Source organism: Azospirillum sp. B510 (assembly GCF_000010725.1).
GTDB classification, from domain to species: domain Bacteria; phylum Pseudomonadota; class Alphaproteobacteria; order Azospirillales; family Azospirillaceae; genus Azospirillum; species Azospirillum lipoferum_B.
The window spans coordinates 3,065,593-3,079,664 of sequence record NC_013854.1; the positions used below are offsets into that span (position 1 = coordinate 3,065,593).

11 protein-coding genes and 1 tRNA gene are annotated in these 14,072 nt (G+C 69.5%); 5 read left to right on the forward strand and 7 right to left on the reverse strand.

Features of this window, described 5'->3' with window-relative positions; genetic code table 11:
- Positions 1-92 precede the first annotated feature (92 nt).
- Complete coding sequence (locus tag AZL_RS14295; protein ID WP_042443222.1) at positions 93-2,192, forward strand: methyl-accepting chemotaxis protein; 2,100 nt, start codon at positions 93-95, stop codon at positions 2,190-2,192.
- Between the two features lie 193 nt (positions 2,193-2,385).
- Here the strand turns inward: AZL_RS14295 and AZL_RS14300 are convergent.
- A tRNA-Arg gene (locus tag AZL_RS14300) sits at positions 2,386-2,462 on the reverse strand.
- 209 nt (positions 2,463-2,671) lie between these two features.
- On the opposite strand from AZL_RS14300, the gene gpt reads away from it, so the two are divergent.
- Together gpt and AZL_RS14310 are read left to right on the forward strand one after the other, a co-directional pair.
- Complete coding sequence (gene gpt, locus AZL_RS14305) at positions 2,672-3,166, forward strand: xanthine phosphoribosyltransferase (protein ID WP_012975236.1); 495 nt, start codon at positions 2,672-2,674, stop codon at positions 3,164-3,166.
- 148 nt (positions 3,167-3,314) lie between these two features.
- Positions 3,315-4,997: a hypothetical protein gene (locus AZL_RS14310; RefSeq protein WP_042443224.1), complete on the forward strand. Its 1,683-nt coding sequence runs from the start codon at positions 3,315-3,317 to the stop codon at positions 4,995-4,997.
- Positions 4,998-5,016: 19 nt separating this feature from the next.
- Here the strand turns inward: AZL_RS14310 and AZL_RS14315 are convergent, their stop codons facing one another.
- From AZL_RS14315 to AZL_RS14330, 4 genes are all read right to left on the reverse strand, one after another.
- A complete protein-coding gene (locus tag AZL_RS14315; protein ID WP_012975238.1) occupies positions 5,017-5,841 on the reverse strand; it encodes an ABC transporter permease in 825 nt (274 codons plus the stop codon).
- On the reverse strand, positions 5,838-6,800 hold the full coding sequence (locus AZL_RS14320) for an ABC transporter permease (protein ID WP_012975239.1): 963 nt from the start codon (positions 6,798-6,800) through the stop codon (positions 5,838-5,840). Before AZL_RS14320 ends, AZL_RS14315 begins: the two co-directional genes overlap by 4 nt.
- A 41-nt stretch (positions 6,801-6,841) precedes the next feature.
- Positions 6,842-8,347 (reverse strand): ABC transporter substrate-binding protein, encoded by a 1,506-nt coding sequence (locus tag AZL_RS14325; protein WP_012975240.1) that lies wholly within the window; start codon positions 8,345-8,347, stop codon positions 6,842-6,844.
- 90 nt (positions 8,348-8,437) lie between these two features.
- Positions 8,438-10,252, reverse strand: coding sequence for an extracellular solute-binding protein (locus AZL_RS14330; protein WP_012975241.1), 1,815 nt, complete (start codon positions 10,250-10,252; stop codon positions 8,438-8,440).
- Between the two features lie 178 nt (positions 10,253-10,430).
- On the opposite strand from AZL_RS14330, the gene ppa reads away from it, so the two are divergent.
- A complete protein-coding gene (gene ppa / locus AZL_RS14335) occupies positions 10,431-10,988 on the forward strand; it encodes an inorganic diphosphatase (RefSeq protein WP_012975242.1) in 558 nt (185 codons plus the stop codon).
- Positions 10,989-11,005: 17 nt separating this feature from the next.
- Here the strand turns inward: ppa and AZL_RS14340 are convergent, their stop codons facing one another.
- Entirely contained in the window at positions 11,006-12,040 is a 1,035-nt protein-coding gene (locus tag AZL_RS14340) for an NAD(P)H-binding protein (RefSeq protein ID WP_042443227.1), read from the reverse strand.
- An 89-nt stretch (positions 12,041-12,129) separates the two neighbouring features.
- On the opposite strand from AZL_RS14340, the gene AZL_RS14345 reads away from it, so the two are divergent.
- Positions 12,130-13,020: a LysR family transcriptional regulator gene (locus AZL_RS14345; RefSeq protein WP_012975244.1), complete on the forward strand. Its 891-nt coding sequence runs from the start codon at positions 12,130-12,132 to the stop codon at positions 13,018-13,020.
- Positions 13,021-13,024: 4 nt separating this feature from the next.
- Here the strand turns inward: AZL_RS14345 and AZL_RS14350 are convergent, their stop codons facing one another.
- Positions 13,025-13,975 (reverse strand): L-lactate dehydrogenase, encoded by a 951-nt coding sequence (locus tag AZL_RS14350; RefSeq protein ID WP_012975245.1) that lies wholly within the window; start codon positions 13,973-13,975, stop codon positions 13,025-13,027.
- Positions 13,976-14,072: the final 97 nt, after the last annotated feature.

A 14,072-nucleotide genomic window follows, 5' to 3' on the forward strand; every position in this document is an offset into this window, starting at 1 on the left:
TTTGCAGAGGGAACGGCCGCCACAGCGGGGATGCGACGCCAACCGGCAACGAAGCAGTATCTTCCCAGACACGGATGAAGTGTGACACGCCCATGATTCAGCTTCGGAAGACATCGCTCAGAGCGGTTCTCAGCGTGGTGATCGGCACGATCGGCATTCTCGCGGTCTTCACAAGCCTGTCGGACCTCGTCGATGCCACGCGCAATGAACGCAACGCGAGCCGTGTCGCGACACTCGCCGCGACCAGCCAGCAGCTTTACGAGGCTTTGCGCTCGGTGCGGCTGGAACGTGCCACGACCCTGGTCCCGCTGCGGGCGGAGGCCGTGGCCGATCAGGCCACGGTCAAAGCGGTGGCCGACCTGCGGGCGAAGGCCGAGGCCGCCTTCGCCCCCGGCATGGCGGCGCTCGACCGGCTCGACCCCGCCGTCTTCGGCAAATACGCGGCGGCGATCCGGTCGAGCCATGACGCCCTGAACGAGCTGCGCACACGGGTGGACACGGCGCTGGCCATGCCCAAGGCCACGCGCGACCGCGCGGTGATCGAATCCTGGCCGAAGATCACCGACGCCTATCTGGCGGCGGCGCAGGCGGCGACCGATGCCGTCGATGCCGGCATGGCCCTGGTCGATCCGACCACCGACCAGCTCCTCGCCCTGAAGCGCGCCGCCTGGGTCGTCCGGCTGCGCACCTCCACCGAAATCCTGTCGGCCAGCACCGCGATCGGCGAGGGCCGGCCCTGGACCCAGGCGGAAATCCTGGCGGTGGCCGAGGAGCGCGGCCGGATCGACACCGCCTGGAGCCTGATCACCGACGCGGCCAAGCGCCCCGACACCTCCAAGCGCATCGTCGAGGCCGTCGAGGCCGCCAAAAGCAAATTCTTCGAGACCGGCGGCGCCCGGCGCAAGATCATCCTCGACGCGCTGTCCACCGGCGGCAAGCCGGACATCACCGCCGATGTCTGGGTGAAGCGCGAGGCGGCCGACCAGGCGCCGCTCAACGCCCTCGTCACCACCGCGCTGGAAGAGATGGTCGCCCGTGCCGATTGGCAGGCGAATGAGGCCCTGCGCGAGCTGTTCGTCCAATCCGCCATCCTGGCGCTGGCGATCGGGCTGTCGATCGCCGGGCTGCTGATCGTGTGGCGCCGGGTGACCCGGCCGATCCATCTCCTGACCGTGGCCATCGACCGGCTGGCCCGCCGCGACTATGAGGTCGAGTTGCCGAACGATGGCCGCGGCGACGAGATCGGCCGGATGCAGCAGGCCCTGCTGGTTCTGCGCGACAACGGGCGCCAGCATGCCGAGATGGTCCAGGCGCAGATCACGGCCCAGCAGGCCGCCGCCGCCCGCACCGAGAAAGTCGACCGTCTGTGCGGCGATTTCGGCGGCCGGGTCGGCACCAGCCTGGACTCGGTCGAGAGCGCCGCGGCCCATCTGATGGGCACCTCGGCGGCGGTGACGCGGATTTCCGAACAGTCGGCCGGCGACAGCGGCACCGTCGCCGCCGCCGCCCACGAGGCCACGGCCGGCGTCGAGACCGTGGCCGCCGCGGCACAGGAACTGTCCGCCTCGATCGGCGAGATCAGCCGGCGCATGGCCGAGTCCGCCACCATCTCGCAGGACGCCATCGAGCGGACGGAGCGGACGGACAAGATCATCGTCGAGCTGGCCGCTGCCAGCGAGGCCATCGGCGCCATCGTCACGCTGATCGGCGACATCGCCGGCCAGACCAACCTTCTGGCGCTGAACGCCACCATCGAGGCGGCGCGGGCCGGCGAGGCCGGCAAGGGCTTCGCCGTCGTCGCCAGCGAGGTCAAGGGGCTCGCCACCCAGACCGGGCGCGCGACCCAGGACATCACCGACCGGATCGCCCGCATCCAGAGCATGACCCAGGACGCGGTCGAGGGGGTGCGGTCGGTATCCACCGTCATCCGCCAGATGAACGGCGTCACCACCGGCATCGTCGCCGCGGTGGAGGAGCAGGGAGCGGCGACCAACGAGATCGCCCGCAACGTGCAGGAGGTGGCGACCGCCGCCGGCCGCATCTCCGCCAGCATCTCCGACCTCGCCCAGACGGTGGAGCAGTCGCGCACCGTCGCCGCCGACGTGCTTCAGGCGGCGGAACTGATGAACCGGCAGGCGGAGCTGCTGAAGAACGATGTCGGCGGCTTCCTGGCGGAAATCCGCCGCGCCTGACGCTTGGCAGTATGAGCCGAGCGGGGCGGGGCCGCGGTCCCGCCCCATTCCATGGATTGACATGATCCATGGATCCAACTGGTCCATGGATTGAAGAAGACGATGCGGCAGGGTGGCAAAAGCCGGGCCTGAAAACACCAAAGGCGGCCAGAGGCCGCCCAGTCTTCAGTACCTGACCTTGTTTTAGGAAGAATGGCGCGCCCGAAGAGATTCGAACTCCTGACCCTCAGATTCGTAGTCTGATGCTCTATCCAGCTGAGCTACGGGCGCGCTGTGTCTTCTTCACTTTCGGCGGCGGCGGCGGGCCGTCGGCGTCGAGGCGCGCAACATACTCAACAGCCCCCTGCCCTGCAAGCGGTTTTTTTACGAATTTTCGACTGCGTGATGGGAAGTGGTCCGGAGCGCCGAAAGGCCCCCGATTGCCGGGCGGCGGCGGCTGGGTTATACAATCCTCCTGTTGTTCTTGGAGAGTCAGTCCCGTGGCCGAAGCCCCCTTCAACAAGCATTTCCCGGTGTCCTGGGAAGAGCTGCACCGCAATGCCAAGGCGCTGGCTTGGCGCCTGATCGATCGTGGCCCGTGGAAGGGCATCATCGCCATCACGCGCGGCGGCATGGTTCCGGCGGCGATCATCGCGCGCGAGCTTGAGATCCGCATGATCGACACCGTCTGCGTCTCCAGCTACGACCACCAGCAGCAGCGCAACGCGACGATCCTGAAGGGCGTCGAGGGCGCCAAGGCCGGCGACGGCGAGGGCTGGCTGATCATCGACGATCTGGTCGACACCGGCAAAACGGCGGAGATCGTGCGCAAGATGCTGCCCAAGGCGCATTTCGCCACCGTCTACGCCAAGCCGGCCGGCCGGCCGCTGGTCGACACCTTCATCACCGAAGTCAGCCAGGACACCTGGATCCACTTCCCCTGGGACATCGAGCTGCAATTCTCGCAGCCGATCGCCAAGCAGCGGAACGGCTGATCCGTCGCCATGCCGCGGCCGCCCGCAGGCGGTGGAAGCCGCGGCATGACCGCTTCGTTACAAAAAAATTTACCGTTTGGGTCCTAAATGGCGCGCGGTGGAGCCTGTGCGGCCTCCCCCTCCCACAACATCGCGTGGCGGCCCGCGCATGACCGATGACCTGACCGGCACTGTGCGCCCGGAAGACCCGCGCCCCGAAGACCTGCACCCGGACGACCTGCGCCAGGACGAGTTGCGGCGGAAGATCGACGCCCTGGTGACGCGGCTTCCGGCCACCCTGGTCTACAGCCTGCTGAGCGAGATCGAGGGCATGGACAGCGAGCCGACCGACCGGGTCCAGCTTGTCCGCCAATATGTCATCGAACATCTGAACCGTCAGCGCACCAACCGCGCCCGGCGCCTGTTCACCAACCTGTTCGAAGCCTTCCTGATCGATGACGACGTGCTGTATCACGGCGGCGTGGCGATCCCCGGCATGCTGCAACGGGTCGATGTCGGCGCCCTGTGGGAGGCGCTGAGCCGCGACGCCTTCCCCCTGCTGGCGGTGGAGGCGCAGGAGACGCTGGACGAGATGGCGCGCGGCGATGTGATCGACCGCATCCTGCGTTCCCCCGTCGCCATGGTGATGAAGGAGCGGATGCGCGTCGCCTCGGTGAAGCATCTCGACGGCGTGCTGGGCACCAGGAAGGCGGTCGACGAGCTGCTGGCCGGCATGTCGCGCAACCGCTCGCGCCGCACCCGCCTGATGTCGGGCTTCCTGGAAAAGACGCCGGTGATCGACATCGGCACGCTGCGGCTGATGTATCTGGTGCTGACCAACGCCGAGGGGGCGGTGAAGCCGGTGGCCGACCGGCTTGAGGATTTCCCCGCCAGCTGCGGCGGCGAGGCGGAGGCGAACCGGCTGGCCGACCTGCTGCTGGAGGCGACGGACCAGCTGCGCGAGCGCTGCGGCGAGGATCTGGCGCAGATGCTGCCGTTGTCGGTGCTGACGGTGAAGCGCAACTACCTGGTGGGCGCCCTCTATATCCGGCAAAGCGGCGTCGATCCCGGTCGCGGCGACGCCATGACCGCGGCGCTCACCGGCCATTTCATCGGCGTCACCCGCGCACTGACCGCGGCGCTGACGGTGGTGCTGAAACTGAACGACCGGGTGCCAGGTTCCGCCATCCGCCCCAGCGCCAAGGAGAAGGCGCGGCTGGAGGCGCTGATGCAGCGGCTGGACCAGCTGGTCCATGCCGCCATCTCCGCCGGACTGATGGAGGACCGGCGCAGCGAGCCGGCCTTCCGCAACGCCTGGACCCAGGCGGCCAGGATCATCGGCGGCCGCGTCGCCGCGGTGGCGATGGAACGCTCCGGCCAGGCCGCCGCCGCCCGGCGCCAGCCGGTGATCGACCATGGCGACATCGTCTGGCTGAACCGGCTGCTATGGCGCTGGCAGGCGATGTCGCGCGACTTCGGCTTCGAGACCTATGATCTGGTGAAATGGCGCGAGACCCTGCTGGAGGAGCTGCGCGCCAATGTCGAGAAGGCGATGAAGTTCGAGGAGACCGATCCGCTCGACGAGCGGATGGAGCATCTTCTGCGCATCAACGCCATCGCCGGCGTGTTCGGCCAACGCGTCAGCGCCTGGATCCCGACCTTCAGCCACAACATGACCCGCCTGCTGTCGCACCGGCTGGAGCGTGGCGGCATCCTGGGCGGGGACGAGCAGACGATCATCGACGACCTCGTCGCCACCGCCCGCACCGAAGTCGGCAAGTCGCGCTATTGGAAGAGCAACGAGCTGATGGACCTGATCGAACTGTCGGAACGGACGCGGCAGGCGGGGTGAGCGGTCAGCGTCCTCCTCCTCACATCACCCCCGAGCGGTGGCGCGGGTCGAGCCAGTCGCGCAGGCCGTCGCCCAGCATGGTCAGCCCCATCACGCACAGCGCGATGGCGAGGCCGGGGAAGACCGCCTGCAACGGGGCGGTGAACAGGTAGGTCTGGGCGTCGCCCAGCATCCGGCCCCAGCTCGGGCTGGGCGGCTGGATGCCGAGGCCGAGATAGCTCAACGCCGCCTCGTTGACGATGGCGACGGCGAACAGCACGGTGGCCTGGACCACGACGATGCCGGCGATGTTGGGCAGCACATGCACCAGCGTCGCCGACAGCGGCCCCCGCCCCAGCGCCAGCGCCGCCCCGACGAAGGGCCGCCGCCACACCGCCAGCGCCGCACCACGGGTGACGCGGGCCAGCACGGCGGCGTTGAACAGGGCCAGGGCCACCACGACATTGACCGCCCCCGCCCCCAGCGCCGCCGTCAGCAGGATGGCGGTCAGCACCGCGGGAAAGGCGAAGACCAGATCGCCCAGCCGCGCCACCACCTCATCCCCCCAGCGCCCGAGGGCGGCGGCCAGCAACCCCAGAGGCACCCCGGCCAGCAGGCCGAGCCCGACCGCCGCCGCGCCGACGGCCAGCGAGTTGCGGGCGCCGACCATGATCATCGACAGCACGTCGCGCCCGAAATGGTCGGTGCCGAGCCAATGGGCGGCGCTCGGCGGCTTCAGCCGGGCGATCACCCGCAGCTGTTCCGCCGGATAGGGCGTCCACAGCAGCGACAGCAGCGCCATGGCGACCAGCAGCAGGGTCAGCCCGGCGCCGAGCGGAAGGGAGAGGGGAAGCTTCCGCCTCACGGCGACGCCCCCTTCGTCGCGGCGGAGGGGCGCGGATCGACCAGCGCGCAGGCGATGTCGACCAGGGCGTTCACCAGCACGACGAACAGCGCCAGCAGCACGACCACACCCTGCACGACGATCAGGTCGCGCTGGCCGATGGCCTGATAGAGCAGCCGGCCCAGCCCCGGCAGGGTGAAGACATTCTCCACCACCACCGCGCCGGCCACCAGGAAGGAGATCTGAAGCCCCAGCACCGTCGCCACCGGGATCAGGGCGTTGGGCAGGGCATGGCGCAGCAGGACGGCGGCGCGCCCCACCCCCTTGGCGCGGGCGGTGCGGACATGGTCCTCGCCCAGCGTGTCGAGCACGGCGGTGCGGGTGACGCGGGTGAGAATCGCCGCCTCCGGCAGCGCCAGCGCCAGGGCGGGCAGCACCAGCGCATGCAGCGCCGGGCCGACGCCACCACTCCAGCCCGGAAAGCCGCCGGCCGGGAACCAGTGCAGGGTCAGCGAGAAGACCAGGATCAGCAGGATGGCGATCCAGAAGCTGGGCATCGACACGCCGAGCTGGGCGAAGCCCAGCACCGCCCAATCGCCGCCCCGGCCGCGCCGCGCCGCCGCCAGCAGGCCGAGCGGCAGGGCCAGCGCCGTGCTGAGGGCCAGAGACAGCAGGGCGAGCGGCAGCGTCACCGCCAGCCGCTCGGCCACCAGCTCCGCCACCGGCCGGGCATAGGTCAGGCTGACTCCGAGATCGCCGCGAAGAAGCGCGCCGGCCCAGCGCAGGTAGCGGGTAAGGATGGGCTGGTCGAGACCCATCTGGCCGCGCAGCGCGGCCAGCGTGTCGGGCTGGGCGTTGACGCCCAGCATCAGCAGGGCCGGATCGCCGGGAACCAGTTGCAGCACCGTGAAGACCACGAGGCTGGCCAGCCAGACGGTGACAATCAGGCCGACCAGCCGTCGCAGCAGGAACGCAAGCACGCAGGCACCATCCTTACTTGGCTGACGCTCTTTCCAGGAAATTATTTCCAGGAAACGGCGGTGACGTCGTTGGCCTGGATCGGGCGGTTCACCCACATCCCCGCCAAGCCGGCCTTCTGCACCGTCACCGATGGCAGCATGAACAGGAAGCCGTTGACCGCATCCTCCGCCAGCACCCGCTGCTCCTCGCCATAGAGGGCGTTGCGCTTCGCCGCATCCTGGGTGCGGTTCAGTTCCTCGTTCAGGGCGTTGAAGCGCTCGCTCCTGTAGTTGAAGTAGTAGTCGGGGCGGGCATAGATGTCGATGTCCAGCGGTTCGGTGTGGGCGATCAGGGTCAGGTCGTAATCCTTGCCCTTGAAGGTTTTGTCCAGCCAGGCCGCCCATTCCACCGGCTCGATCCTCGCGCGGATGCCGACCTCGGCCAGCATGGCGGCGACCAGCTCGCCGCCGCGCCGCGCATAGGGCGGCGGCGGCAGGCGCAGCGTGGTGTCGAAGCCGTTCGGATAGCCGGCCTCGGCCAGCAGCGCCTTCGCCTTGGCCGGGTCGTAGGGATACATCCCGGTCAGATCGACGTAGCCCTCGCGATGCGGCGGGAAATGGCTGCCGATGGCGACACCGTTGCCGTACAGAACGCCCTCGATCAGCGTCTTGCGGTCGATGGCATGGGCCATGGCGCGGCGCACGCGGACATCGTCGAAGGGCTTGCGGGCGTTGTTGGTCGACAGGATGGTCTCGCCCTCCGTCGAGCCGACCATCACCGTGAAGCGCGGATCGTTGCGGAACTCGGGCAGCGCCTCATAGGTGCTGAACAGGGTGAAGGCGTCGATGTCGCCGGCCTTCAGCGCCGCCACCTGGGCGGCGGGGTCGCTGATGAAGCGGAAGGTCACGCGGTCGAGCTTCGGCTTCACCCCGTCATAATCGGGGTTGCGGACCAGAACCACCCGGTCGCCGGCGACCCAGCGGTCGAACCGGAAGGGGCCGGTGCCGACCGGCGTCCGCTTGTTGGTCGCCGCCGACCCCGGCCCGACGATGGCGGCGTCGCCGCTGGCCATATGGATCAGGAACAGACCGTCCGGGCGCGACAGGGTGACGACCGCGGTGTGCGGGTCCGGCGTGTCGACCTGGGCGATGGGGGCGAAATAGCTTTTCTGGGCGTTGACCGAATCGGCGGCGCGGGCGCGGTCCAGCGTGAACTTCACCGCGGCGGAATCGGCGGCGCTGCCGTCATGGAACTTGGCGTTGGGCCGCAGGCTGAAGCGATAGGTCAGCCCGTCCTCCGACACGCTCCAGCGCTCGGCCAGCCCAGGGATCAGCGCGCCGTCGGCATCGACGCGCAGCAGCGGTTCGAACAGGTTGGCGTAGGTGACCTCCTTGATGGCGCCGGCCGCCCCGGCGGTGGGGTCCAGATGCGGCGGCTCCAGCGCCATGCCGACGACGAGGTCGGTGCGCGGCTGGGCCATGACGGCCTGTGATCCGGCGGCCAGCGCCAAATGGGCGAAGGCGGCCGCGACGGCGGCAAGGGTGAAACGCCGCTTTGCGGTCGACATGATGGCAAACTCCCCCGTCTCGTCTTTGTCGACGTTCTCGTTGCCGGGATGATGCGGTGCGGCGAAGGAGAGCGCAAGCGATGCCGCCGGCTACTCGACCCACCAGCTTTCCAGCATCGGGCCATAGAGCGGGGTGACGGCGGGGCGGCGCAGCCGCGACCAGCGGGCGATGCGATCGACCGGGCTGTGATAGAGCGGCACCATGTAGTTCCCCCACAGCAGCACCCGGTCCAACGCCCGCACCCGGCCGACCAGCGCCCCCCGCGTGGTGGCGGCGGCGATGGAGCGGGCGAGCGCGTCGACCACCGGGTCGCGGATGCCGGCGAGGTTGCGGCTGCCCTCCTGCCCGGCCGCATCGGATCCGTAATAATAGAGCTGCTCATTGCCGGGCGACAGGGTGGACGCCCACCAGCGCATGACCATATCGAAATCGAAACCATCCAGCCGGGCCTGGAACTGGGCACTGTCCACCGTGCGGACGCGGGCCTCGATCCCCAACGGTTCCAGCGAGCGGGCGAATTCAAGCGCCACCCGTTCCTCCGATGGATCGGACAGGAGGATCTCGAAGGCGAAACGATTTCCGGCACCATCGGTCAGCCGGCCGTCGCGCACCCGCCAGCCGGCCTGCTCCAACAGCCGCAGCGCCTCGCGCCGGTTGGCGCGCAGGCCGCCGGCGCCGCCGCCTCCGCCGCTGTCCGGCGGGGCGAGGGGCTTGGTGAAGAGTTCGGGCGGCAAGCGGTCACGGAGGGGTTCCAGCGCCCGCAACTCCTCCCCCTCCGGCAGGCCGCCGGCGGCAAGCTCGGAATTGGGGTAATAGCTGGCTGTGCGGGTCAGCAGGCCATGGAACAGGCTGCGGCCGATCCAGTCGAAATCCGGCGCCAGCCCCAGCGCCCGGCGCACCCGGACATCGGCGAAGACCGGCCGGCGGGTGTTGAAGATCAGGCCGCGCGCCGGCTCCGGCCGATGGTTGGGCAACTCCTCCCGAACGATGCGACCGTCGCTGAGCGCGGGACCGTCGTAGCCGGTGGCCCATTTGGCCGGATCGCTTTCGTAACGAACATCCCCCTGCCCGGCCTTGAAGGCTTCCAGCGCGATGGAATCGTCGCGGTAATAGTCGAACTCCAGCCGGTCGGCGTTGAACTGGCCGACGCGGACCGGCAGGTCGCGGCCCCAATAGTCGGGCACCCGCTCATAGACGATGCGGCGGCCGGGATCGACGGCGGCGACACGATAGGGGCCGCTGCCCAGGATCGGCTCCAGCGTCGTGCGGCTGAAGTCGCGGCCGGACCAGAAGGCCTTGGAATGGATCGGCATCAGCCCCATCAGCAGCGGCATCTCGCGGTCGATGGTTCCGTCGGGGCCATCGCCGCCGGGATTGGGCGCGAAGGCGAAGCGGACGGTCAGCGGGTCGGGCGCCTCGGCCGCCGTGACCTTGGCGTAGAACAGGCGGCGGTTTGGGGTGCCGTATCGCCGCTGCGCCTCCAGCGAGAACAGCACGTCGGCGGCGGTCAGCGGCGTCCCGTCCTGCCAGCGCGCCTTCGGGTTGATGTGGAAGAGGACGGATGAGCGGTCGTCGGCCACCTCCACCCGGTCGGCCAGCAGGCCGTAGAGCGAGAAGGGCTCGTCCCACGACCGCGTCAGCAGGGTCTCGAAGACATAGCCCAGCCCCAGCGCCGGCACGCCCTTGACGATGTGCGGGTGCAGGCTGTCGAAGCTGCCGGTCACCGCCTGCCGGATGGTGCCGCCCTTGGGCGCCGCCGGATTGACGTAGGGCAGAGCCTTGAAGTCCGGCGGCAAGGCCAGATCGCCATGCATGGCGATGCCGTGCCGTGGCGTCTCGGCCATGGCCGGAAGGGGGGCCAGCAGGACCGGAAGGGCGAGGAGAAGACGGATCGGACGGCGCATGTCCGCCAGGGTTGCCGCTTTGCCGCACCTGCGCAAGAGCCCGCGCAAGTTCCTTGGCCTTGACCGGCGTTCCGCCTAAACTCCGGCCCCGCGTGGCGCCGGACCGGGCATCGGCGCCAAAACAAGAAGTGCCCTGAATACGCCAGTCGCAATACGCCAGTCGAAGGAACGCGATACCATGGATCTGAGCAAGCTCGCCGCGGGCAAGAATGTGCCCTGGGACGTGAACGTCGTCATCGAGATCCCGATCGGCGGCCAGCCGGTGAAGTACGAGGTCGACAAGGACTCCGGCGCGGTGTTCGTCGACCGTTTCCTGCACACCGCGATGTTCTATCCCTGCAACTACGGCTTCATCCCGCACACCCTGTCGGGTGACGGCGATCCGGTGGACGTCTGCGTCGTCGGCCAGCATGGCGTCGTCCCGGGCGCCGTCCTGCGCTCGCGTCCGATCGGCGTCCTTTACATGGAGGACGAGGCCGGCGAGGACGAGAAGCTGCTGGCCGTTCCGGTCGACAAGCTGCACCCGTTCTACACCGACGTGAAGAACTACACCGACCTGCCGGCCATCGTGACCGAGCAGATCGCCCACTTCTTCGAGCACTACAAGGATCTCGAAAAGAACAAGTGGGTGAAGGTCCGCGGCTGGGGCAACGCCGAGGAGGCCGCCAAGAAGATCGAGGAAGGCCTGGCCCGCGCCCTGGAAGCCAACAAGGGCAATCCGGGTCCGGTGGTCTGAGGCTAGGTGGTCCGGGGCTAAGGCTTCACCATGGGCTCCCGCCTCCCCGTCACCGGCGTCTCCGCCGGTCCGGCGGGGAGGCACCCCAGCCCGGCGAGCGTCCGGCGCACCGCCAGATCGAGCGGCGTGTGCGGCTCCTCGCCCAGGAAGGCCCGCAGGCGGCGGTTGTCGAGCCGCACCGGCTGTTCCCACAGATAGCGCATCTCGTTCAGTTCGCGGAACAGCGGCACCACCGGCGCCGCCAGCCGCAGCGCCCACCAGGGCATCCGCCACACCGGCAAGGCCGTGCCGAGCACGCGGGCGATGGCGGCGATCATCCCGCCACCGTCGGCGTCCCAATGGCCGCCCATGTGAAACAGGGCGTCGTCCCCCAGTTCCGCCTCGCGGTCGAGCAGCCGCATCGCCGTTTCCGCCACGTCGGGCAGATAGGCCCATTGATGGCCGATTCCCCGCCGCCCCGGCTGGACAAGCCGGGCCGGCGGCTTGCCGGGCGTCAGCAGCCCCTGGCTGAACCAGCTGCCGCCGGGGCGCGGGCCGAAAAAGTCGCCGCAACGCAGGATCAGCAGCTTCGCCCCCTGCCCCACCGCGCGATGCAGCCGGCGCTCCATCTCCACCCGGATGGTCCCCTTGCGGGTGAGCGGGTGCTGCGCCGCCGTCTCGTCGACCAGCGGAAAGGCGTCGGGACCGTAATTATAGACGGTGCCGGGCAGCAGGATGCGGGCATGGTTGGCGCGAGCGGCGGCGATGCTGTTGTCCAGCATGGGCAGAACCAGCCGGTCCCAGTGGCGGTAGCCTGGCGGATTCACCGCATGGACGATCAGCGCCACCCCCTCGGCCGCCGCCATGACGTCTTCGGCGTTCATCGCGTCGCCGACGATCCAGCCGATTCCGTCCGCCTGCGACTCCGCCTGTGTCTCCGCCGCCGGCTTGCGGCGCAGGCCGCGCACCGTCCAGCCGCGCGCCGCCAGCGCCCGCGCCATCTCGCCGCCGATCCCTCCGGTCGCCCCCAGAACCAGGGCGGTCCCGCCCCTGCCGGTCGCCTGCCCATCCATGATCCTCTCCATCGCTGTTTCAACCAGGATGGAGCGGAGACAGGCTGAACGGAATTGTCGAACCGCGGCGAGTCGCTATACTGATATCGATGAATTCGCCACCGCCCAGCTGGGATCTCTACCGCAGTTTCCTGGCGGTGGTCCGTGAAGGATCGCTGTCGGCGGCGGCGCGCGCCCTGGGGTTGACGCAACCGACACTGGCCCGCCATGTCGCGGCGCTGGAGGAGGCGGTCGGCGGCTCCCTGTTCCTGCGCTCGCCGCGCGGGCTGGCCCCAACCGACGCGGCGCTGGCCCTGCTGCCGCAGGCGGAGGCGCTGGAGGCGGCGGCCGCCGGCCTGTGGCGCACGGCCTCGGGCTGGGGAGCCGAGGTGCGCGGAACGGTGCGGGTGACCGCCAGCGAGGTGGTGGGCGCCCGCATCCTGCCGGCGATCCTGGCCGACCTGCGCCACCGCCATCCGGCGCTGGAGATCGAGCTGGTGCTGTCCAATGCCGTCGACGACCTGCTGCAACGCGACGCCGATGTCGCCGTCCGCATGGTGGAGCCTGATCAGCAGGCTCTGGTCGTCCGGCGGGTCGGCATTATCGCGCTCGGCATGCACGCCCACCGCGATTACCTTGTCCGCCACGGTTCACCGCGGCATCCGGCCGATCTCGGCCGGCACAGCCTGATCGGCTTCGACCGCGAGACGCCCGACATCCGCGCCATGATACGGCGGGCACCGGCCGTCGCCCTGCCCCGCTTCGCCCTGCGCTCCGACAGCCATCTGGCGCAACTGGCCGCCATCGAGGCCGGATTCGGCATCGGCATCTGCCAGGTTCCGCTGGCGCGGCGAAACCCCGATCTGGTCCGCGTGCTGGCCGACGCCTTCGACATGCCGATGGGCATGTGGGTCGCGATGCATGAGGATCTGCGCTCCACCCCCCGGTGCCGCGCCGTCTTCGACGGGCTGGCGGCGGGCTTGGCCGGCTATGTGGGGTGAAGCCTCAGCTGCTCCAGCCCATCCGGCGCTCCACCCCGTCCGCCGCCTCCTTCAGGATTTCGGCGCTGTGGCGCAGGGCGGCTTCCTCCGCCGCCGACAGGTTGGGCAGGATGGTGTCGAGCACGCCGCCGGCCCCGATGACGCGGGGCAGCGACAGCACCACCCGCGGCACGCCGCAGACCTCGTCGGTCAGCATGGCGCAGGTCGCCACCAGCCCTTCGTCGGCGCCGATGGCCGACACCAGCCGGGCCAGCCCGCCGCCGATGCCGAAGGCGGTATGGCCCTTGCCGTTGATGATGCGGTAGGCGGCGCGGCGCACCCCCTCGTCGATGGCGGCGCGGTCCTCCGCCGTCAGGTCGCGGCGCAGCTGGCTCGCCGCCTGTTCCACCGGCAGGCCGGCGACGCTGGCGCCCGACCACAGCAGGACCTCCGAATCGCCATGCTCGCCGACCACATGGGCGTGGACGGAACGCGGCGTCACCGCCAGCTTTTCGGCCAGCAGGGCGCGGAAGCGGGCGGTGTCGAGCACGGTGCCGGAGCCGATGACCCGGCTGCGCGGCAGGCCGCTGATGCGGGTGGCGATCTGGGTCATCACGTCCACCGGGTTGCTGGCGACCAGCAGCACGGCGTCGGGGGCGGCCTTCAGCACCTGCGGGATGATGGCGCCGAACACCTTGGCGTTGCGTTCCAGCAGGTCCAGCCGGGTCTCGCCCGGCTTTTGGGCGACGCCGGCCGACAGCACGACCACCCCTGCCCCCTCCAGCGCGGCATAGGAGCCGGCGCGGACGGTGACGGCATGGGTGAAGGGCACGGCATGGGCGATGTCCTGCGCTTGGGCCTGGGCCAACGCCTCGTTCATGTCGACCAGCACGACCTCGCTGGCCGCCCCGGTGGTCACCATGGCGAAGGCGGCGGTGCTGCCGACGAAGCCCGCCCCGACGATTCCGACCTTCATGCGATCCTCCCCACTCCGTTCAGGCCCGATCCAAGCCGGCGGAATTGTGCTGAATCAATGAGGGAAACAAAAGAACTCAAATAGAGTCAGGCCGTGT

Bases quoted from the DNA above. Each gene is read 5' to 3' on its own strand.
- AZL_RS14330 (WP_012975241.1), bottom strand. From the start codon at position 10,252: ATGCGCCGTCCGATCCGTCTTCTCCTCGCCCTTCCGGTCCTGCTGGCC.
- AZL_RS14345 (WP_012975244.1), top strand. From the start codon at position 12,130: ATGAATTCGCCACCGCCCAGCTGGGATCTCTACCGCAGTTTCCTGGCG.
- ppa (WP_012975242.1), top strand. From the start codon at position 10,431: ATGGATCTGAGCAAGCTCGCCGCGGGCAAGAATGTGCCCTGGGACGTG.
- AZL_RS14340 (WP_042443227.1), bottom strand. From the start codon at position 12,040: ATGGATGGGCAGGCGACCGGCAGGGGCGGGACCGCCCTGGTTCTGGGG.
- AZL_RS14310 (WP_042443224.1), top strand. From the start codon at position 3,315: ATGACCGATGACCTGACCGGCACTGTGCGCCCGGAAGACCCGCGCCCC.
- AZL_RS14350 (WP_012975245.1), bottom strand. From the start codon at position 13,975: ATGAAGGTCGGAATCGTCGGGGCGGGCTTCGTCGGCAGCACCGCCGCC.
- AZL_RS14325 (WP_012975240.1), bottom strand. From the start codon at position 8,347: ATGTCGACCGCAAAGCGGCGTTTCACCCTTGCCGCCGTCGCGGCCGCC.
- AZL_RS14295 (WP_042443222.1), top strand. From the start codon at position 93: ATGATTCAGCTTCGGAAGACATCGCTCAGAGCGGTTCTCAGCGTGGTG.